We start from the raw sequence: 20,821 nt of genomic DNA on the forward strand, positions 1-20,821 counted from the left end.
AAAAAAGACCTGCCGGGTCGGGCAGGTCTTTACAGTATGTGATTATTCCGCGTAAGTCAGCAGGTCGGCGACACCCTTGCGTCTCGGCGCATTCGGGGTTTCGTCCGGATAGCCGACTGCAATCAGTGCGACCAACTCCTGATCCTCCGGCACGTTTAAGTGCTTTTCCAGCGCCGGGCGGTCGAAGATGCCCATAATGACGGTGCCGAGACCGTGCTCATGTGCGGACAGACAGAATGTCTGCGCTGCGATGCCGCAGTCATACATCTGCCAGCCATCGCCGCGGTCGGTTGTGAACGAACCGTCGCGTTCATAGCCGCTGCGCTTTTTGACACAGCACTGTGCGATGAGCATCGGCGCAGTGGACAGCGTGTGCCTGTTGAACGCCGCATAGTTGTCTGCAATCTCCGCAATGGCTTCGCGGCCCTCAATGGCAATATAGCGGGAAATCTGCGTGTTTTTCCACGACGGAGCATAGGCAGCCGCCGCAATGATATCCTCCAGAACCCCGTGCGGCACCGGCTGTTCGGTGAACTTGCGGACGCTGCGACGGGTCATGATACATTCTGTTGTATTCATTTTGGTTCCTCCCTGATGAATTTTTGATCTTTTCCCAGTGTACTCCATCATTTGGGAAAATGCAACAGAAAACAGATTTATTTTCCACCCTTGGATGATCGAAATTTTTTGCGGTATTTTCCGGGTGACATGCCGATATATTTGGTAAACATCGCATTAAAATGGCTGGAATTGTCGTAGCCGACCATTCCGGCAATCTGGGTAATGGGATAATCGGTATACATGAGCAGCCCCTGCGCCTTGCCGATGCGCAGCCGAATGACATACTGCATCGGGGAATACCCGGTATGCTCCTTAAAGATATGCGCGAGATAATAGGGATTGATGTGCAGGGCGCGGCTGACGGACGGAAGTGAGATAGTTTCGCTGTAATGCGCCTCGATATACTGACGGATCCGCCCGACAAACTGCTCGCCTTTGCCGGACGGCGCATCACTCTCCGCATTGTGCTGATACAGGCGGACAAGCAGCGAGACCAACCCGGCCATCAGGAACTGGCAGGTTTCGGCATACTGCTCCCCGTTGTCATTCAACAGACTGTGGATTGTATCCAGCACGCTGCGGAACACAGGGAAGGAATCCCCCAGCGACAGCACCGGACAGGTAGCCGCATCGACGAGCGCGCCATCCGGCAGCCCAATCAGCCGCACCTGCCGGAGCCCGACGGCGGCCATGGTCGTATCTGCGGTGAGCCGTGCATCCTCATCATGCAGAACGCCCGCGCCAATTGCGACGATATCGCCTTCCTGAATGATATACTGCGACTCGCCGACGGTATAATTGGCAGAGCCCTCGATGACGAGCAGCAGCTCAGAGATCTCATCATGACTGTGCATGATGCGCGGCGGGGAAAAGGATTCCCCAACTCTCTTTTTCCAGATATAGGAAAGCACGGGTGGATCGCCGCGAAAGCAGCTGGGATACTGCCCGGGGATAAAATTCTGATACATCCAATCAACTCCTGCGCAAAGCAAACATGTTTTCTGACAGCAGTATATCATAGCTGCACGCAAAAAAGCAAACAATGCCGCCGAACTGCACGTCCCGCGGCATTTTGCATGTATCTGTTCCGGTCAGTCCAACCCCCACGCAGTGGAAAGCGCGGAAGAATTCAAGACGACAAACAGAGCGGAAATGATGTGGACAATGGAACCCTCTGCGGCGCTGAGCAGTCCGAACGCCGCCAGCAGAATAAACCAGAAATTGATGGACATGGTGATAAAGACATTGGATTTTATCTTTTTCATGACCTTCTGGGACAGCTGGAACAGATAGGACACCTTGCGCACCTCGTCGTCGACCAGAACGATATCGGCGGAATTGGTTGCGATATCGCTGCCGATGCCGCCCATCGCCATGCTGACATAGGCGGATTTCAGCGCGAGTGAATCGTTCACGCCGTCGCCGACCATGCAGACATGGTCTTTTCCGGTTTCCAGCTGTGCCAGACGGTTCATTTTGTCCTCCGGCAGCAGGTCGGCATAGACCTCCGGGATCGTCAGCTGTCCGGCAATGGTGTTAGCTGTAGATGCACGGTCACCGGTCAGCAGGACAGAATGCACGTGCAGCTCCTTCAGGCGGATAATCATCTGGCGTGCATGCACGCGCAGTGTATCTGCAAACACGAGGAAGCCCGCATAAGTGCCGTCAACCAGCACAAAGATACAGCTGGCACCCTTTTCTGTGCCAAAGGCATCGCTCTCCCGGCGCGCGGCGTCGGGAATGTCCACGCCCTCCATCAGTTCCGGCTTACCGAGGCGAACGGCATGCCCGTCCACCGTCGCAGAAACACCCAAACCCGCAGAAACGACAAAATCGGTACAATCGGACAACGGAATATTTTTCTCCTGCGCGTGGCGCAGCAGCGCTTTCCCGAGTGGATGCTCCGAGCTCTGCTCGGCAGACGCCGCGAGTGCGATCAGCTGCTCACGGGAATATGCCCCTTCACAGCGTACATCAATCAGCTCCGGCTTGCCATAGGTCAGCGTGCCGGTTTTGTCGAACGCGGCTTTTGTGACATGCGACAGGCGCTCCAGTGCGTCCCCGGAGCGGATGATAATGCCATATTTCGACGCATTTGCCATGCCCGCAAGAATCGCGGTCGGCGTCGCCATCGTAAATGCACATGGGCAGAATACAACGAGTACCGTTACGGCGCGTGACGGGTCACCGGTGATCGCATACACAGCCACTGCAACCACAAGCGCTGCAATCGAAAGCCAGGTCGCCCAGCGGTCTGCCTGTCCAATGATCGGCGCCTTTTCCGCGTCGATCTGTTCGGCGAGCTGCACCATGCGCTGCATGGCGCTGTCCTGTCCGACATGCTCGGCGCGCATGGTAAACACAGCGAACTGGTTGAGCGTGCCGCTGATGACCGCATCGCCCTCCTTTTTGTCCACCGGCATGGATTCACCGGTCATAACCGACTGGTCGACCGAAGTCTGACCCTCCAGAATCACGCCGTCCACCGGAATGGTTTCTCCCGCAAGAACAGAAAGCGTATCGCCGACTGTAATCTCCTCAATCGGGATATCGACGGTTTTTCCGCCGCGTAGGACATGCGCGGTCTGCGGTGTCAGCGAAGTCAGACGCGCAACGCCCTCATGCGCATGGCGTTCTGTCATCAGCTCGACGCGGTGTGCCACCAGCATGATAAATGCAACCATGCCTGCGGCAAAATATTCGCCGAGCACAATCGCCAGCACCATCGTCACCGGGACGAGGAAGCCGGAGCGCAGCCGTTTCTGCTCCGCCATACTGCGGATTGTTTCCACTGTAAACGGCACACCGGACAGCAGGATGGCAATCCAGGCCGCATCGATGCCCACCGCGGAAATCCCCATGAGAGAGAGCAGCAGACCTGCGGCAGACAGCACGCAGAGTGCGGTCAGCTCCGCACTGCTGTTGCGTTTGCTTTTCATTTGTTTCACTTCTCCTTCAATTTGATACTCCAACAACTCCAAATACCCGCAAAACCGTACAGTTTTGCGGAAACATGTTCTATTATAGCTCAACCGGACAGAAAGGTCTATACTTCACCCGTGAACATTTGGTGAAAATTGGCGCATTCTGGTGATATGATGGCATTTGTCACGCCGTGCAAAATGTGGTATCCTATTATGCGAGAAAAAACGTCTGTGGAGGAACACTATGATTGCACTGATCGCCGCGTATGCGGAAAACCGGGTCATCGGAAAAGATGGCCGCATTCCGTGGGATATCCCGGCGGAAAAGCACCGGTTCCGCGACCTGACCATGGGGCATGTCATGGTGATGGGACGGAAAACCTATGAGGAAATCGGCCGGCCGCTGCCCGGACGGGAGACCATCGTCGTTTCCCGCACCAAAAAGTTCAATGAGCCGCACTGTACCACCGTGTCCAATCTGCCGCAGGCGTTGGCGCTGGCGGGCGCACAGGATGTCTTTATCTGCGGCGGCGCACAGCTGTACCGCGAGGCACTGCCGCTGGCGGATATCCTGTATCTGACTGAAATCCACGCGCACTTCGACGGGGATACCCAGTTCCCACCGTTCGACCGCGCCGCGTTTGTGGAGACCGAACGCACGGATGTGGCTGGAGACATCCCTTATACCTTCGTGACCTGTCGGCGCCGCGCGATGAATTACGCACAGGCGCGGGATTCTATCGCCCGGCTGACCGCGCAGAAGGGCATTGTCCCCGGTCTCGGGCCGATGCGCACCCTGCTGGCGCGGCTGGGCAATCCACAGGACAGACTTCCATTTGTCCACATTGCGGGCACCAACGGCAAGGGATCGACGCTCGCCATGACTGCCGCCATGCTGCGCGCAGCGGGCTATCGCGTTGGAACCTATGCCTCCCCAGCCGTGTTCCATGAACGCGAATGCTGGCAGGTAAACGGTGAAATGATCTCCGAAGCGGACTATGCCGCGTGGATGACGCGCCTGTGCGCGCTGTGTGACGCGATGCAGGCGGACGGACAGGCAACGCCGACCGCCTTTGAACTGGAAACCGTGCTTGCCTTCTGCTGGCTGGCACAGCAGGGCTGTGACATCGCTGTCATCGAGTGCGGCATGGGTGGGCGCGACGACGCGACCAACGTCATACGAACGACCGCCGTCAGCGTGCTGACCTCCATCGGCATGGATCACATGAAATTCCTCGGCACAACCATCGAAGAAATCGCGCGCGCCAAAGGCGGCATCTGCAAGCCTGGCATCCCCGTCGTCCTCCAGGGACAGGATGCGCAGGTTATGCATGAAATCGAAGTGCTCTGCCGGGAAACCGACTGCCCGTTGACCGTCGTTCACCCGGAGGACTGTATTGTCACACACACAGACGCGCACGGCATTGTGTTCGACTATCTGGCTGACAAACGCATTGCGCTTTCCCTGCCCGGACTGGTTCAGGCGCGCAACGCGGCGACTGCCATCACCGCCGTGCGGCAGCTGGAGCAATTCCCCGTTTCGGAGGACGCCATCCGGCGCGGCCTGCGGGCCGTACAGTGGAACGGGCGCATGCAGCAGCTGTGTGACCACCCGGTGCTCCTGATCGACGGCGCACACAACCCGAACGCAGCGGCGCGCCTGCGCGAAGAGGTGCTGCATCGCTGGCCGGAGGGCAACGTGGTGGAAATCGTTGGTGTGCTCGCCGACAAGGATTTTTCCGAAGTCGGACGGCTGATGGCGCCGCTCGCGCGGCATATCATCACAGTGACGCCGGATAACCCGCGCGCACTCGCGGCGGATGCACTCGCGGACTGCCTGCGTCAGTTCTGTGACAGTGTGACGCCCGCGGACAGCGTGCCGCAGGCACTGAAGGCCGCATTCGATGCGGCGGGGAACGACGGCGCCATTGTCGCATTCGGCTCACTCTCGTGGCTGCATGCGCTGCGGCAGGCGGTGGAGGACTTGACATGATACAGGCAATGGAACGCATCCAGCCGATTTTACACAGCCCGCGCTATCAAGACTGGCTGCGGCAGATGGATGAGCTGGAAGCCGGACGCATTTACTGCCAGCACGGGCTGCCGCACCTGCTGGATGTGGCACGCATTGCCGCACTGCTGGCAGCGGAACGGCATGCGCCCTACCCACGCGATATGATCTATGCGGCAGCACTGCTGCATGATCTGGGTCGACTGGCACAGTATACAACCGGCGCGCCGCACGCACAGGCAGGTGTGCCGATGGCACAGGAGCTGCTGCACGAGACGGCATTTACCGCACAGGAACAGGAGGAAATCCTGCGGGCTGTCAGCCGCCACCGCACAGGTGATGCACCGGACAGCCTGGCACAGATCATTTTTGAGGCAGATCACGCCAGCCGCATGTGCTTTGCATGCAAGGCGGCGGATACCTGCTACTGGCCGGAGGAACGGCGCAACACAACCGTTCTGTTTTGAAAGAAGGTATTTTTATGATTATTGGCGAAAAAAATTTTGATACTGCACATCACACCTATGTGATGGGTATTTTGAACGTGACGCCGGACTCGTTTTCCGACGGCGGAAAATGGAACAGTATGGACGCAGCCCTGCGCCATGCGGAGGAAATGATTGCGGACGGTGCAGATCTTCTGGATATCGGCGGCGAATCCACCCGCCCGGGCTATACGCTGCTGCCGGACGAGGAGGAAATTTCCCGTGTCGTACCGGTTATCGAGGCAGTCAAGCGCGAATTTGACATTCCGGTATCGGTCGATACGTATAAAAGTGCGGTCGCGCGCGCGGCATTGGACGCAGGTGCCGATCTCATCAACGACATCTGGGGTCTGAAATATGACCCGGAGATGGCGGGTGTCATTGCACAGGCCGGTGTGCCGTGCTGCCTGATGCACAACCGCAAGGAAGCCATTTATACGAATTATCTGCCGAACGTGCTGGACGACCTGCGCGGCTGTGTCCAGCTCGCAAAGGACGCAGGCATTGCCGACGATGCCATCATCCTGGATCCGGGCATCGGCTTTGGCAAGACGCTCGAACACAACCTGATTCTGATGAACCATCTGGAGCTTCTGAATGAGCTGGGTTATCCGGTTCTGCTGGGCACTTCGCGCAAGTCGATGATCGGCAAAACGCTCGACCTGCCCGCCGACCAGCGCGAAGAGGGTACACTTGCCACAACCGTCATCGGCATGATGAAGGGCTGTTCGTTTGTGCGCGTACACAACGTAAAGGCGAACCGCCGCGCAGTCGATATGACGGAGGCGATTCTGCGCGCCGGAAAGGAAGCATAAATGGACGAAATCCGCATCAAGCAGCTGGAGGTATTCGCACACCACGGCGTATTTCCGGAGGAAAATCGGCTGGGACAGAAATTTGTTGTCAGTGCCGTGCTGTATACCGACCTGCGCCGCGCCGGGCTGACCGATGATTTGAATCACTCGATGGACTACGGTGCGGTATGCGCGGAAATCCAGCACTATTTGACTGCCCACACCTTCCAGCTGCTGGAAACGGCAGCGGAACGGTTGTGCATGCATCTGCTGCGCACATTGCCGCTGCTGCGGCGCATCCGGCTGGAAATTGAAAAGCCATGGGCACCCATCGGCCTGCCGCTGAACACCGCATCGGTGTGCATCACGCGCGGCTGGCACACAGCATATCTCGCGCTCGGTTCCAATCTGGGCGACAAAAAAGCGTATCTCGACGGCGCTGTGCAGGCGTTGCGTGAAGATGAAGACATGCGCATGGGCGCGGTATCGGATTATCTCGTGACCGCACCGTATGGCGGCGTGGAGCAGGATGATTTTCTGAACGCAGTGCTGCGTGTTGATACACTGCTGCCGCCGCATGAGCTGCTCGATCGGCTGCATGAAATCGAACAGGCAGCAGGACGCGAACGCCTTGTGCACTGGGGTCCGCGCACCCTCGATCTGGACATCCTGTTTTATGATGACGAAATTATCGCGGATGAAACACTTCACGTGCCGCACCCGGAAATCCCAAAACGCGATTTTGTGCTGAAACCACTCGCGCAGATTGCGCCATACCTCGTGCATCCGGTATATCACCGCACAATATCGGAACTTCTGGACACACTGCACGCCTGATCTCTCCAAACCTTTTTGAAGCATGCAAAAGCCAGGACTGGAATCACCAGCCCTGGCTTATTTTTATTCACCTGTTTGCGCGTGCCAAAGCCACGCGAACTGTCCAAAATATCCTTTCCCCCGTTGGGGGCGAACTGGCGGACCGTCCGTCCGACAGATTCGCGCTCGCGGGAGCGAGCCAGACATCTTTCTTTTGCCTACTTTTCTTTCTATGCAGAAAGAAAAGTACGGTCAGGAGGCGAACTGGCTGTTGTACAGTTCGGCGTAGAAGCCGCCGCGGTCAAGCAGCTCGTGATGCGTGCCCTGCTCGACGATGTCGCCGTCGCGCATGACAAGAATCATGTCTGCTTCGCGGATGGTGGACAGGCGGTGCGCGATGACAAAGCTCGTGCGTCCTTCCATCAGGCGGTTCATCGCGGACTGAATCAACGCCTCGGTTCGGGTATCGACAGAAGATGTCGCTTCGTCCAGAATCAACACCGGATTGTCTGCGAGAATGGCGCGTGCAATTGTCAGCAGCTGCTTCTGTCCCTGTGAAACATTGCTGATTTCCTCATTCAGCTCCATCTGATATCCACCCGGCAGCGTCTGAATAAAGTGATCGGCATGTGCCGCCTTTGCCGCTGCAATAACTTCTTCATCCGTCGCGTCCAGACGTCCATAGCGAATATTTTCCATAATGGTGCCCTTAAACAGCCATGTATCCTGTAAGACCATGCCGAAGCCTTCGCGCAGATTGGAGCGATTGAATTCGCGCACATCGTGCCCATCCAGCCGGATCGCGCCGCTGTCCACATCATAAAACCGCATCAGCAGCTTAACCATCGTGGTTTTGCCCGCACCGGTCGGACCGACAATCGCAACCATCTGCCCCGGCTTGACATCACACGTAAAGTCATGAATAACCGGCTTGCGCGGATCATAACCGAATTTAACATGATCGAACTGTACCGCGCCCTGAATGTCTGTAATCGATGCCGGATGTTCGACCGTCTGATCCTCTTCCTTCTCGTCCAGGAATTCAAACACGCGCTCCGCTGCCGCCGCCATCGACTGGAGCATATTGGAAACCTGTGCCAGCTGGGTAATTGGCTGCGTGAAGTTGCGGACATACTGGATAAATGCCTGAATGTCACCGACTGTAATCGCACCGGTTACTGCCAGCATTGAACCTGCAACGGCGACACCGACATAGCCCAGATTGCCGACAAACTGCATCAGCGGATGCATCAGGCCGGACAGGAACTGCGATTTCCATGCGGATTCATACAGCTTATCATTTGTCTTGTTGAAGCTGTTCTCCGTGCGTTCCTCCTGATTGAACACACGCACGACATTGTGACCGGAAAAGGTCTCCTCAATCTGACCATTGATATCGCCCAGATATTTCTGCTGTGCGCGGAAATATTTCTGGCTGATGCGCACGACCAGCATGACAAACAGCAGCGAAACAGGCAGGATGACAAGCGCAATCAGTGTCATCAGCGGGCTGATGGTCAGCATCATAATCAGAACACCGACAATTGTTGTCACCGATGTAATCAACTGCGTCACGCTCTGGTTCAGGCTCTGTCCGAGCGTATCGACATCGTTTGTAATACGGGAGAGTACTTCACCGACCGTGCGGCTCTCAAAATAGCCCAGCGGCAGGCGATTGATTTTCTCACTGATTTCCCGGCGCATCCGGAAGCAGACCTTCTGCGTGATGCCGGTCATAATCCAGCCCTGAATAAAGGCAAAACCTGCGCTCAGCAGATAGATGCCAAGCAACAACAGCAGGATTTTGCCAATCCGAGCAAAGTCAATCGCGCCGGTGCCGGACAGCTTTGCCACCAATCCTTCATACAGGATGGTAATGGATTTACTCAAAATTTTCGGGCCAGAAATGTTGAAAATCGTGCTGCCAACGGCAAAAATCAGAACGGCAAGTACGCCAAAGCGGTAGCTGCCGATATAGGACAGCAGCTTGCGCAGGGTACCCCGGAAATTCTTTGCCTTTTCTACGGCTGCTCCCGGAGGGCCGCCCGGTCCCCGGTGCATCGGTCTTCTCGGTTCACTCACTTGGTAGCGCCTCCTTCCAGTTCCTTTGCACTCAGCTGGCTTTCCGCAATCTCCCGGTAGGTCTGGCACGAGCGCAGCAGCTCTGCATGTGTGCCGATGCCGTCAATTCTACCCTCATTGAGTACAATGATCTGATCGGCATGCAGAATGGTAGAAATTCTCTGTGCAACGATAATGACCGTTGCATCGCCGACATTTTCGCTGAGCGCATGGCGCAGCGCGGCGTCAGTCTTATAGTCCAATGCGGAGAACGAATCATCGAACAGGAACACCTTTGGATGTCTGGCGACGGCACGCGCAATTGACAGACGCTGCTTCTGTCCGCCGGATACGTTGCTGCCGCCCTGTGCAATGGGGCTGTGATAGCGGTCGAGCTTGCCTTCGATAAACTCGGTCGCCTGCGCAATCTCCGCAGCCTGTTTCATGTCGTCATCCGTGACGCCTTCGGCAAATTTCAGGTTGGACGCAATGTCGCCGGAAAACAGAATGCCCTTCTGCGGCACATAGCCCAGCTGGTCGCGCAGCGTCTTCTGCGTAATATCGCGCACATCCACGCCGTCCAGCGTGACCCGACCTTCTGTGACATCGTACAGACGTGGAATCAGATTGAGCAATGTCGTCTTGCCACAGCCGGTCGAGCCGATGATCGCAGTTGTTTTGCCCGGCTCTGCGGTAAAGCTGATGTGCTCCAATGCATCGTTATCTGCACCCGGATACCGGAACGAAACGTCATCAAAGCAAATGCGTCCCTGCCAATCGCGCTGTTCTTCTTCTCCGGTGAGCTTCGGCTGGTCGATAATAGTCGGCTCGGTGTGCAGTACCTCATTGATGCGCTCCGCTGCAACGCCGGCGCGCGGAAGCATAATAGAAATCATGGTCAGCATCATAAACGACATGACAATCATCATCGTATAATTGATAAATGCCATCATATCGCCGACCTGCAAATTGCCCAGATCGACGCCCTTGCTGCCGAACCAGACAATCATGACAGTAATGCCGTTCATAACCAGCATCATCGCCGGCATCATAAAGGTCATAACGCGGTTGGTAAACAGCTGTGTGCGCATCAGATCGGTATTCGCGCCCGCAAAGCGCTCCTCCTCATGCTTTTCCCGGCTGAATGCACGGATCGGCATAACGCCGGTCAGAATCTCACGGCTAATCAGGTTCAGCCGGTCAACCAGTGACTGCATTTTCTTAAACTTCGGCAGAGAAAGTGACATCAGTGTGCCAATCACTGCAAATACTGCGGCCACAGCGACGACAATAATCCATCCCATACCGGTTTTGGTGTGTGCGACCTTGAGAACGCCGCCAACCGCACAGATCGGTGCATACAGCACCATGCGCAGCAGCATAACACAGACCATCTGTACCTGTTGAATATCATTGGTACAGCGCGTGATGAGCGATGCCGTAGAGAACTGATTCATCTCGGCATTGGAAAATTTCAGCACCCTGCCGAACACGTTGTTTCGCAGGTCGCGTCCGATGCCTGCACCGGTGCGGCTGGCAAGCAGTCCGACAATCATTGCCGCACAGACACTGAGTGCGGCGAGGCCGAGCATTTTTCCGCCTATGCTCCACAGATAGTGGTTGCGGTACTCGCCCATGTCAATGCCCATCGCTTCATATTCCTGCTGAATGTACATGACGGCGATCTGCTGTATCGTGCTGTCTGATATTCCGTCCATCTGGTCCAGTGCCTGCTCACGCATTTGCAGCAGCTGGTCTTTGGTCACCAGGCCCATATCCAGCGCTTGCCGCAGTTCGTCCATGCTGTGTACCGCCTGTGTGCTGTCCGCCTGCGTATCACTGTTTTCCATCTGATAAAGCATCGCCATCGGAACGGAAAACGCATCTGCCAGCGCATCCATCTGTTCGTCATCCAGATAGGTCTTGCGCGTCCAGATTCCGTCTTCGCCTTCCCAATAGCCGGTTTTGATCCGTTCAATCTCATCGTCGGTCATAAATAGCTCGAGATCGGACAGCGTCTGTGCCCGGATCTGTTCCGGCACGGCGCTTTCAATGCCGTTCTGCTGGATACCGACGTCGACAATATTGCTCATGTAGGTCGGCAGCGTCAGATCACAATATGCCTGCACGATCAGCAGCGCAAAAGCCACGCAGACGGTCCGCCATGATCCCTTTAAATAGCCAAATATTGCTCGCATCAGGTTTCCTCCTCTGTTTTTTTATTTTCGTTTGCCCATTCAAGCTCACGTGCCATGCACTGTGCCATTTCGCGCATTCCGGCGACAATGTCCAGATACCGTGTTTCCCCGAGCGAGTCCACAACGCGCATCAGAAATGCATCATAGTTTTCCCGCTGGCGCTCACCCATGGCAAAGCCCTCTTCTGTCAGACAGACAAACGTATTGCGGCGGTTATCCGGATCAACGCGCCGCTCAATCAGCCCGCGCTCCTCCAAATGCCGCAGCATTTTGGAAACTGCGGATTTGGTAACCCCCAGCTTCTCTGCAAGATCGTTGACATACACCCCCGGGACCTCCGGATGTGTCCAGTGAAACCGCTCGATTGTCTTGAGAAACTGGACTTCCCTTCCGGAAACACCTTTCAGCAAGCTGTCCCAGTTCAGACGCCGGTAGGTATCCATTGTCTGGAAATATTCCACAATCAGCTGGTTTTCCCGTTCTTTATCCCGTTGGTTCATGTGTAACCTCCTTTCGCCCATATTGATGAACAGACATAAGTCTAACACAAATGGTTGACCAAATCAACAGTTGAATATGTGAACTTTTTGTGTTCTTGATCCATCGATAAAAAAACAGGAATCCCGTTTCCCTCAGGGGGATGAGATTCCTGTTCTGCAAAACAATGAAATTATATGAATCAATAGCCGATCTGGCCGTCAAGCAGCTCGTCATGATCGACCCATTCCTGCACGTCCACGACGTCATAATGGTCGTGGTCGCGGCGGATGACAACGCGGCTGATACCGGCATTGATGATCTGCCGCTTGCACATAGGGCAGGAATTGGCATCCGGCATGATTTCTCCGGTCTGTGCATCGCGTCCGACGAGATACAGCGTCGAGCCGAGCATTTCCTCGCGCGAGGCGGCAATGATGGCATTGGCCTCCGCGTGTACCGAACGACAGAACTCATAATGCGTGCCGCGCGGGATGTTGCGCTGTTCACGGATGCAGACATTCAGGTCGATACAGTTGGCGCGCCCGCGGGGTGCACCGTTGTAGCCGGTAGAAATAATGACGTCATTTTTGACAATGACCGCGCCGAAATTGCGGCGCAGGCAGGTGCCGCGCTCCAGCGCGACCTCCGCCATATCCAGATAATAGTTGTCTTTATCGCGCCGAACCATGTTGGGTTCTCCTCTCTGGGAATAAATTACTGTGCCTCAGTTCAAAAAGTCCTTCAGCTTTTTGGAGCGGCTCGGATGGCGCAGCTTGCGCAGTGCCTTTGCCTCGATCTGGCGGATGCGCTCACGGGTTACGTTGAACTCCTTGCCGACCTCTTCGAGGGTGCGGGTGCGGCCGTCCTCAATGCCGAAGCGCAGGCGCAGAACCTTTTCTTCACGCGGCGTCAGCGTCTTGAGCACCTCAACCAGCTGCTCCTTGAGCAGGGTAAACGAAGCGGCCTCTGCCGGCTCCAGTGCGTCATCATCCGGGATGAAATCGCCCAGATGGCTGTCTTCCTCCTCGCCGATCGGGGTTTCGAGCGAAACCGGCTCCTGTGCAATCTTGAGGATCTCACGCACGCGCTCGACCGGCATATTCATTTCCTCTGCGATTTCCTCCGGCTGCGGGTCATGACCCAGCTCCTGCAACAGCTGGCGGGAAACGCGGATGACCTTGTTGATGGTCTCGACCATATGCACCGGGATACGGATGGTGCGTGCCTGGTCGGCAATCGCACGTGTAATCGCCTGGCGAATCCACCAGGTCGCATAGGTGGAGAACTTGAAGCCCTTGGTGCAGTCGAACTTTTCAACCGCCTTGAGCAGGCCGAGATTGCCCTCCTGAATCAGGTCGAGGAACAGCATGCCGCGGCCGACATATCGCTTTGCAATGGAGACAACCAGTCGCAGGTTGGCTTCCGACAGGCGTTTCTTGGCGTTTTCACCGCCGCGGATCGCCTTGCGGATGGCCTGCATCTCGGTCTCATCCACCTTTTCATGATTTTTCTCGATTTCTTCCAGACGGGCCTTTGCCTCATTGCCCGCCTGCATCTTTTCCGCCAGCTGAACCTCTTCCTCCGGCGTCAACAGGTCAACCTTACCGATCTCCTTGAGGTACATGCGCACCGGGTCATCAATCGCAAAGCCCTCTGCGAGCGACTCGGTGTCCTCGAGCTCCTCCTTCGGAACCTCTTCAACTGCGTCTTCGGAGAATTCCTCTTCATTATCCAACGGAACGACCAGCGCCTCGGCGCCCTTGATTTCTACGCCGGCCTTATCCAAATCCTCATACAGCTTATCCAGCTCATCCGACTCCATGCTGATCGAGTCCAGCGCATCGGACATTTCCTTCAGCGTGAGCTTGCCCTTTTTCTTACCCAGCGCCAACAGATCCTTAATAACGGCCTGCTTCTTTACATCCATGTCCATGTCCTGTGTCATTCTTTAAGCCTCCAAAAATGTAACTGAAAATGCAATACCAGCAATATGTTATGCCGATACGCCTTACCCCTCTGTCCCGTCGAACCGCTTGGTTTTCCGCTGGAGCTGTGCCTTGCGCAGCAGCGGATCCTCGCCATCCTGTCCGGGTATATCACGCGCAGCTTTCTGCTCCGCGATAATATCAATATAATCCTCCATTGCTTTCTGCCGCCGATCCGCAGAAATTTCCGTGCCCAATGCGGCGACCAGCAGTTCGGTTTCCTCCGGCTGGAGCACAGGCTCCAGCGCCGAAACGGTAATACCGCGCCCGCTGTCGAACAGCGCAATGGCGTGTCCATAAATTTTGCCCAGCACAGGAGAAGAAAAATCCTCCGGGCGAACTTTTTCCCGCATATCCGGCAAAAGAGATGCGTCGGAGAACAGCAGTGCGAGCAGCCCTTCTTCCGCGCGCGCAGAACGCATGTTGTCGTAATGAATGGTGCGCTCCTTTGGCTGTGCTGCCTGTGCGGGTGCGCGCACCTGCCGATGATACTGCTGCTTCTGTTGATATTGAAGCCGTGTCTGCGCGTTTTTGACCTCCTGCTGGAACGCAGCCTGCGTCACACCCGCGAGCTTCGCGGTCGAAGCGGTATAGACATCGCGTTCGACCGGGTTTTCCAGTGCCGCGATGATCCCCGCCGCCTCGCGCAGGAACAAAATGCGCTGGTCATCCTCCGTGAAGTCATATTTGTCGCGTGCGGACTCAATGCGGTAGCGGATGTCGTTGTCCGAGCGCTCAATGAGCTTGCGGAATGCCTCCGCGCCCTTCGCCTTGATGAACTCATCCGGGTCCTTCGCACCCGGAATGCGCAGGATTTTTCACACGCAGCCCGGCTTTTTTCAAAATATCAATCGCGCGCTGGGAAGCGGTCTGTCCCCGCCGTGTCTGCGTCATAGCAGACAATGACGGTCTTGGTATACCGTGTGAGCAGGCGCGCCTGCTCGTCGGTCAGTGCCGTGCCGAGCGAGGCAACCGCACTGTCAAAGCCCGCCTGATGCAGTGCAATGACATCCATGTAGCCCTCGGCGAGCAGGAAATACTCGCTCCTGGTCTTTTTGGCAAGGTTCATTGCAAACAGGTTGCGCCGCTTGTTAAAGACCATGGTCTCGGGCGAATTGAGGTATTTCGGTTTGCTGTCATCCATGACGCGCCCGCCGAAGCCGATGACATCGCCGCGCACATCGATGATCGGGAACATGACACGGTTGCGGAACTTGTCGTAATATGTACCGTTCTGACTGCGCGCAATCAGACCGGCCGCCGCCAGTTCTTCCTTTGTATAGCCCTGTGCGGTCATCGCGTCGAGCAGCGCGTGGAACGAATCGGGCGCATAGCCCAGCCCGAAATTGCCCATCGTGCGTCGGCTCAGCCTGCGCTGCTGGAAATACCGCAGTGCCTGCGTGCCCGCCGGACCGTGCAGCTGTGCATAGAAAAACCGCGCCGCATCTTTGAGCGCCGCGAGCACACGCTTGCGCTCCTGCCGGTGCCGGGGATTTTCCCCGGTTTCGGGCACCTCCATATTGTACTGTCTGGCCAGAAACCGGACAGCATCCGGAAAATCCAGCCCTTCGATGTTCATGATAAACCGGATCGGCCCGCCGCCCGCGCCGCAGCCAAAGCAATGAAAAATCTGCTTGTCAGGCGCAACGGAAAACGATGCGGTTTTTTCGTTGTGGAACGGACACAGCCCAAAATAGTTGTTACCGCTCTTTTTGAGCGCCACATAGCGGGAAACAATGTCGACAATGTCGCACCGTGCGGACAGCTCGTCAATAAAACGATCATCAATTGCCATGTGCGTTTCCCTTCTCCCGTGCGGGAATCACTTAATGTTCCAGCTCCTTGGAATAAATAATTCGGTGTATTTTGCAACGGCAAAGCGGTCGGTCATCCCCGCGATATAGTCGCAGGCAACGCGCTCTGCGCCGTCACGTTCGATGTGTTTTTTATAAAATTCGGGCAGCTCATCGGTGTGCCCCGTAAAATACGCATGCATCGTGCGCAGCAATCCGTCGACCTTGTGTGCTTCTTCCTGTGCCTGCCCGGCATAAACCTCGCGGAACAGGTAAGCGCGCAGCTCCATCATGGCGTCGTGCACCTCGGCAGACATGCCGATGTCATGCTCAGTCTCGCCATAGCGCACCATATCTGCCACCATCGTGTCAATGCGGTCGCCGTGCGTCGCGCCGAGCACGCGCACCGCCTCCCGCGGCAAGTCTGCCGGGACAATCAGTCCGGCGCGCACGGCGTCATCGATGTCGTGGTTGACATAGGCAATGCGGTCGGCGAAGTGGACAATGCGCCCCTCCGGTGTCTCCGCATGCGCCGTGCCGGTGTGACAGACGATGCCATTGCGCACTTCATATGTCAGATTCAGCCCATCGCCGTCGCGCTCCAGACAGTCCACCACGCGCAGACTCTGCCTGTTGTGGTGAAAGCCGCCGATTTCGCTGCACAGGCTGTCCAGCGTGCGCTCGCCGACATGTCCAAACGGCGTGTGCCCCAGGTCATGCCCCAGCGCCACTGCCTCGGTCAGATCCTCATTGAGCCGCAGGCTGCGCGCAATCGTCCGCGCAATCTGCGCGACCTCCAGCGTATGCGTCAGCCGATCGCGGTAATGGTCTCCTTCGGGGGAAATAAAGACCTGGGTTTTGTGTCCCAGCCGCCGAAACGCCTTGCAGTGCACAATGCGGTCGCGGTCGCGCTGAAAGCAGGTGCGGCGCGGGCACGGCGGGGTATCGCTTTCCCGTCCGCGGCTTTCGTCCGCAAACGTCGCCCAATCTGCCAGCGTCAGCCGTTCCAGCCGTTCCTGATCCTCGCGCATCGGCGTGCCCCCCTTTCGCTGCTTCGTCTGCGAAAAATCCCGTACATAAATAAATACCGTACTGCTCCCGCAAACTCCTCTTTTTTTCGCAAATTTTTCTGAAAAATTTTTATGTAGACAGTTGGATCAGCGCAGACGCCGCCCCATGAAGCGGCTTTCCATCACTTCGACATCGACCGCAGCGCTGGTCGCGTCGCGCAGCGCCGCCGCGAGTGCTTCTTCCCCGCCCTCCGGCAGCGTGACGGTCAACGTGACATCGGCGGCATATTCGATGTCATCTGTCATGCAATCGTGCTCCGGCAGGATGTTCTGCACCACGCCGAGCAGTGAATACGGGCAGGTGATGAGCAGGACGGAATAGCTGCTCATTTGATTGATGCCTGCCGCCTCCAGCCCGAGCTGTGCGCTTTTGGTATACGCGCGGACCAACCCGCCTGTGCCGAGCAGCACGCCGCCGAAATAGCGCGTGACCACACAGCAGACGTTGGTGATGTTCTCGCGCCGCAGCACATCCAGAATCGGCATGCCCGCCGTGCCCTGCGGCTCGCCGTCATCCGAATAGCGCATATAATTGCCCTCGCGGATGATATATGCATAGCAGTGGTGGCGCGCATCGCGGTATTTGGCTTTTACTTCCCCGATTCTGGCAATGGCCTCCTCCGGCGTTTCCACCGGAAAAATCTCGCCGATGAATTTGGAACGCCGGTCTTCATACAGCCCCTCGCCGTACCCTGCGGGAACCAGATAGCTGTCATTCATCCGCCGCAACCTCATATCCGCGCAGCTGACCATACAGCTTGTCATCGCATTCGATCTCCAGCTTTGTGCCCTCGCCGGTATACTCGGTGGCAAACACCGCTGCTTCCTTATGGATGACGTCGAGCAGATAGCCGTCGGCATACGGGATGCAGACGGTCACGCGATGCTTGCCGCGTCCGAGCGCCTTTTCGATCGCCGCCAGCAATGTGTCCATGCCGCGTCCCTGCCTGGCGGAAATCGCCACAATGTCCTCTCCGGACGGAATGAGATCGGGATTTTCACACAGGTCGGCCTTGTTGCACACGAGAATCTGCGGGATCTGCTGTGCGCCGAGCTGTGTGATGACCTTATCGACTGTCTCCGCCTGTTCGCGCCAGTCCTCGCGCGAAACATCCACGACATGCAGCAGCAGGTCGGCATATGCGACCTCCTCCAGCGTCGCCTTGAAAGCGGACACCAGATGATGCGGCAGCTTGCGGATAAATCCAACGGTATCGGACAGCAGGATCTCCTGTGTGTCGGAAATGCGCAGCTTGCGCGTTGTGGGGTCGAGCGTGTCAAACAGGCGGTCATTCGCCTCAATGCCCGCATCGGTCAGCGTGTTGAGCAGCGTCGATTTGCCCGCATTGGTGTAGCCGACAATGGCAACCAACGGCAGCTCCGCCTTTTTTCGCTGGCGGCGCTGGACAGCGCGCACACGGCGCACATCCTCCAGGTCACGGCGCAGGCGGTCAATGCGGCGGCGGATATGGCGCCGGTCGCTTTCGAGCTTGCTCTCGCCCGGGCCGCGCGTGCCGATGCCACCGCCCAGACGGGACATCGTCTTGCCCATGCCGGACAGGCGCGGCAGGATGTACTGATACTGTGCCAGCTCGACCTGTAGCTTGCCCTCGCCCGTGCGGGCGCGCTGGGCGAAAATGTCCAGAATCAGCGCACTGCGGTCGAGCACCGGCCGCCCGGTCGCCTCCTCCAACACGCGCATCTGCGACGGCGACAGCTCGTTGTCAAAGATAATCAGTGTCGCATCGTTGTCGCGCGCCAGCTCGGTCAGCTCCTGCAGCTTGCCCTCGCCGATAAAGGTGCGCGCCTCCGGTGCATTCCTGCTCTGGAGCATCTTTGCGACGCATTCGCCGCCCGCGGTCTCCAGCAGCGCCTCCAGCTCGTCCAGTGTCTCCCAGGACGCGTCCTCCTCCGCCGTGAACACCGACGCATGCAGGCCAACGAGCACTGCCCGGTCCGGCTCCATCTCTTCCATCCATTCTTCCACAGCCTGTCCCTCCTTCCGGTCAGGTAAAGATATCTTCTTCCAAAAACATGGCGGCAAAGGCTGCACCCAGCAGTACACATGCCGTCAGAATGGCCTTTTCCGCTGTAAACCGCGTGACCAGTGCGCCGAGCATTGCCCCGGCGACAAACACGAGGTCTACAATAATATAATGCATTCCGCGCCGCTTCTGGTCGGGATCGCCCGACCTGCGGTAATTCCACAGCAGCTCGGTGCCGGAGCGCAGGTTGCCCGTACACATCGTCGTGGCGCAGGTCACGCCGCGAATCTTGCGAAAGCACTCGACCTGCATCGCACAGGTAAACGACACCAGCACATTTGCCAGCATATTCATCTGCTGCGGCAAAAATGCCACTACAAACAGCAGGACAATTTCCAGCACAAGCACCAGCTGCCGCCAGTGCAGCGTGCGGTTTTCCTGCATACGTGCCCGAATCGCCAGCACGAGCAGCACGCCCACGGAAAAGGACACAATCGGGATAAAATAATGCAGAGCCTGCCGCCATTCCCCGTTCATCAGGTGAACACCGAACAGGACAATGTTGCCGGTCTGTGCGTTGGCAAATACCTGGTCGCGGATCAGATAGGTATAGGCATCCATGAATCCGCCGGCGAGCGCCAGCAGCGTTCCGACCAGCAGCGATTCGGACATCTGCCCGTGTTTCCCGGCCACAGGACACACCCTCTTTCGTCAAAAAATAGTATATCAGATCAATTTTATATCATACTATGATTTTCCCGCTTTTTCAATCAAAATGGGCAAAAAAAGAAGCCGCTGACAAAAAGCGACTCCTTTCCGTGCGAATTTCAGACTGTTCTCACTCCATGACGCTCTCAAGCGCCTCGCAGCCGAGCAGGACGGTCTCCAGGCAGCCGGAGCCTGAATAATATTTCGCCTTCAGATTCTTACATTCGGTGTCGCCGAGAATGCGGTTGAATGCCGCGACCAGCCTGGTGCAGTCCGCACGCAGCTCCGGTGTTTCATGCGCCTTGGTATCGATCAGCTTTGCGCTGATGGCACTGATGCCGCCGCACAGCGCGCCGCACGCCTTGCCGCAGCCCATGCCGCCGCCGAAGCCGCCGCACAGCTTCATGGCCTCCTCAGTCAGGCCGAGCCGGTATTCGTCATTTGCCGCACGGATGATGGTCTCCGCACAGTTGTAGCCGTTGTTGTAATATTCCGTTGCGCGTTCCTTTAACATCTGTCATTCCTCCATAATCCTCGTATTTTGTAACAAATCCGGCAAGCAAAAACCCGCCCCAGAGAGGGACGGGTTCATAAAATCACTTGTCAAGATTGAATCTTCTCTTGAAGCGGTCAACACGTCCGCCGGTATCAACGAGCTTCTGCTTACCGGTAAAGAACGGGTGGCACTTGGAGCAGATTTCTACCGAGATATTCTCCTTGGTGGAAGCGGTCTCATATACAGCGCCACAAGCACAACGAATGGTAGTCGGCTTGTAGTCCGGATGGATTCCTTCCTTCATTTTTGATTCACCTCTTTCCGCATAAGCCTTACAGTCGTAAAATTATGATATCACAACGGCCTTTGAAATGCAAGAACTTTTTTTGTTTCGAGCATATTTTGTTGAACGGAGGCGGTTTTCCTCGGAAATCGGCGGGCTATACCGAAAACC

Annotated in this window: 20 protein-coding genes; 4 read left to right on the top strand and 16 right to left on the bottom strand. The window is 56.7% G+C overall.

Features of this window, described 5'->3' with window-relative positions; translation table 11 throughout:
• Positions 1-42: 42 nt before the first annotated feature.
• The 3 genes from ACLM7Z_RS02495 to ACLM7Z_RS02505 all read right to left on the bottom strand — a co-directional run bounded on the left by ACLM7Z_RS02495 (position 43) and on the right by ACLM7Z_RS02505 (position 3,500).
• Positions 43-579 (bottom strand): nitroreductase family protein, encoded by a 537-nt coding sequence (locus ACLM7Z_RS02495; protein ID WP_087022650.1) that lies wholly within the window; start codon positions 577-579, stop codon positions 43-45.
• A 77-nt stretch (positions 580-656) separates the two neighbouring features.
• On the bottom strand, positions 657-1,529 hold the full coding sequence (locus ACLM7Z_RS02500; RefSeq protein ID WP_273348998.1) for a helix-turn-helix domain-containing protein: 873 nt from the start codon (positions 1,527-1,529) through the stop codon (positions 657-659).
• Between the two features lie 123 nt (positions 1,530-1,652).
• The gene (locus ACLM7Z_RS02505) at positions 1,653-3,500 is read right to left on the bottom strand and encodes a heavy metal translocating P-type ATPase (protein WP_435645550.1); all 1,848 of its coding nucleotides are present in this window, start codon (positions 3,498-3,500) and stop codon (positions 1,653-1,655) included.
• A 229-nt stretch (positions 3,501-3,729) separates the two neighbouring features.
• Between ACLM7Z_RS02505 and ACLM7Z_RS02510 the strand changes: the two genes are divergently transcribed.
• Genes ACLM7Z_RS02510 through folK form a run of 4 tightly spaced genes read left to right on the top strand, consistent with a single transcriptional unit; the run spans position 3,730 to position 7,612 of the window.
• On the top strand, positions 3,730-5,478 hold the full coding sequence (locus tag ACLM7Z_RS02510) for a dihydrofolate reductase (RefSeq protein ID WP_087022642.1): 1,749 nt from the start codon (positions 3,730-3,732) through the stop codon (positions 5,476-5,478).
• The gene (locus ACLM7Z_RS02515; RefSeq protein WP_435645551.1) at positions 5,475-5,963 is read left to right on the top strand and encodes an HD domain-containing protein; all 489 of its coding nucleotides are present in this window, start codon (positions 5,475-5,477) and stop codon (positions 5,961-5,963) included. Before ACLM7Z_RS02510 ends, ACLM7Z_RS02515 begins: the two co-directional genes overlap by 4 nt.
• 14 nt (positions 5,964-5,977) lie before the next feature.
• Complete coding sequence (folP, locus tag ACLM7Z_RS02520) at positions 5,978-6,796, top strand: dihydropteroate synthase (RefSeq protein ID WP_087022639.1); 819 nt, start codon at positions 5,978-5,980, stop codon at positions 6,794-6,796.
• Positions 6,797-7,612 carry a 2-amino-4-hydroxy-6-hydroxymethyldihydropteridine diphosphokinase gene (folK, locus tag ACLM7Z_RS02525; protein ID WP_435645552.1) on the top strand — a complete coding sequence of 272 codons (816 nt, stop codon included), beginning with the start codon at positions 6,797-6,799 and terminating at the stop codon, positions 7,610-7,612.
• Positions 7,613-7,843: 231 nt separating this feature from the next.
• Here folK and ACLM7Z_RS02530 read toward each other — a convergent pair whose 3' ends face one another.
• From ACLM7Z_RS02530 to rpmE, 13 genes are all read right to left on the bottom strand, one after another.
• Positions 7,844-9,652, bottom strand: coding sequence for an ABC transporter ATP-binding protein (locus ACLM7Z_RS02530; RefSeq protein WP_087022632.1), 1,809 nt, complete (start codon positions 9,650-9,652; stop codon positions 7,844-7,846).
• Positions 9,653-9,669: 17 nt separating this feature from the next.
• Positions 9,670-11,850: an ABC transporter ATP-binding protein gene (locus tag ACLM7Z_RS02535; protein ID WP_087022259.1), complete on the bottom strand. Its 2,181-nt coding sequence runs from the start codon at positions 11,848-11,850 to the stop codon at positions 9,670-9,672.
• Positions 11,850-12,350 (bottom strand): MarR family winged helix-turn-helix transcriptional regulator, encoded by a 501-nt coding sequence (locus ACLM7Z_RS02540; RefSeq protein WP_165761197.1) that lies wholly within the window; start codon positions 12,348-12,350, stop codon positions 11,850-11,852. Before ACLM7Z_RS02540 ends, ACLM7Z_RS02535 begins: the two co-directional genes overlap by 1 nt.
• A gap of 179 nt (positions 12,351-12,529) precedes the next feature.
• Positions 12,530-13,018, bottom strand: coding sequence for a deoxycytidylate deaminase (locus ACLM7Z_RS02545; protein WP_087022626.1), 489 nt, complete (start codon positions 13,016-13,018; stop codon positions 12,530-12,532).
• A 36-nt stretch (positions 13,019-13,054) separates the two neighbouring features.
• Complete coding sequence (rpoD, locus tag ACLM7Z_RS02550; protein ID WP_242969885.1) at positions 13,055-14,275, bottom strand: RNA polymerase sigma factor RpoD; 1,221 nt, start codon at positions 14,273-14,275, stop codon at positions 13,055-13,057.
• 63 nt (positions 14,276-14,338) lie between these two features.
• Positions 14,339-14,971: a DnaB-like helicase N-terminal domain-containing protein gene (locus ACLM7Z_RS02555; protein WP_435645553.1), complete on the bottom strand. Its 633-nt coding sequence runs from the start codon at positions 14,969-14,971 to the stop codon at positions 14,339-14,341.
• Between the two features lie 191 nt (positions 14,972-15,162).
• Positions 15,163-16,110 carry a DNA primase gene (gene dnaG, locus ACLM7Z_RS02560; protein ID WP_435645554.1) on the bottom strand — a complete coding sequence of 316 codons (948 nt, stop codon included), beginning with the start codon at positions 16,108-16,110 and terminating at the stop codon, positions 15,163-15,165.
• Positions 16,111-16,137: 27 nt separating this feature from the next.
• On the bottom strand, positions 16,138-17,139 hold the full coding sequence (locus ACLM7Z_RS02565) for a deoxyguanosinetriphosphate triphosphohydrolase (RefSeq protein WP_435645555.1): 1,002 nt from the start codon (positions 17,137-17,139) through the stop codon (positions 16,138-16,140).
• Between the two features lie 126 nt (positions 17,140-17,265).
• Positions 17,266-17,898, bottom strand: a complete 633-nt coding sequence (locus ACLM7Z_RS02570) for a YigZ family protein (RefSeq protein ID WP_435645556.1) — start codon at positions 17,896-17,898, stop codon at positions 17,266-17,268.
• On the bottom strand, positions 17,891-19,165 hold the full coding sequence (gene hflX, locus ACLM7Z_RS02575; protein ID WP_435645557.1) for a GTPase HflX: 1,275 nt from the start codon (positions 19,163-19,165) through the stop codon (positions 17,891-17,893). Before hflX ends, ACLM7Z_RS02570 begins: the two co-directional genes overlap by 8 nt.
• 19 nt (positions 19,166-19,184) lie before the next feature.
• Complete coding sequence (locus ACLM7Z_RS02580; RefSeq protein ID WP_435645558.1) at positions 19,185-19,835, bottom strand: YoaK family protein; 651 nt, start codon at positions 19,833-19,835, stop codon at positions 19,185-19,187.
• A gap of 166 nt (positions 19,836-20,001) precedes the next feature.
• Positions 20,002-20,385, bottom strand: a complete 384-nt coding sequence (locus ACLM7Z_RS02585; protein WP_087022286.1) for a C-GCAxxG-C-C family (seleno)protein — start codon at positions 20,383-20,385, stop codon at positions 20,002-20,004.
• An 82-nt stretch (positions 20,386-20,467) separates the two neighbouring features.
• Positions 20,468-20,671 carry a 50S ribosomal protein L31 gene (rpmE, locus tag ACLM7Z_RS02590; RefSeq protein WP_087022289.1) on the bottom strand — a complete coding sequence of 68 codons (204 nt, stop codon included), beginning with the start codon at positions 20,669-20,671 and terminating at the stop codon, positions 20,468-20,470.
• Positions 20,672-20,821: the final 150 nt, after the last annotated feature.

Source organism: Butyricicoccus porcorum, from assembly GCF_051246315.1.
In the GTDB taxonomy this organism is placed as follows: domain Bacteria; phylum Bacillota; class Clostridia; order Oscillospirales; family Butyricicoccaceae; genus Butyricicoccus_A; species Butyricicoccus_A porcorum.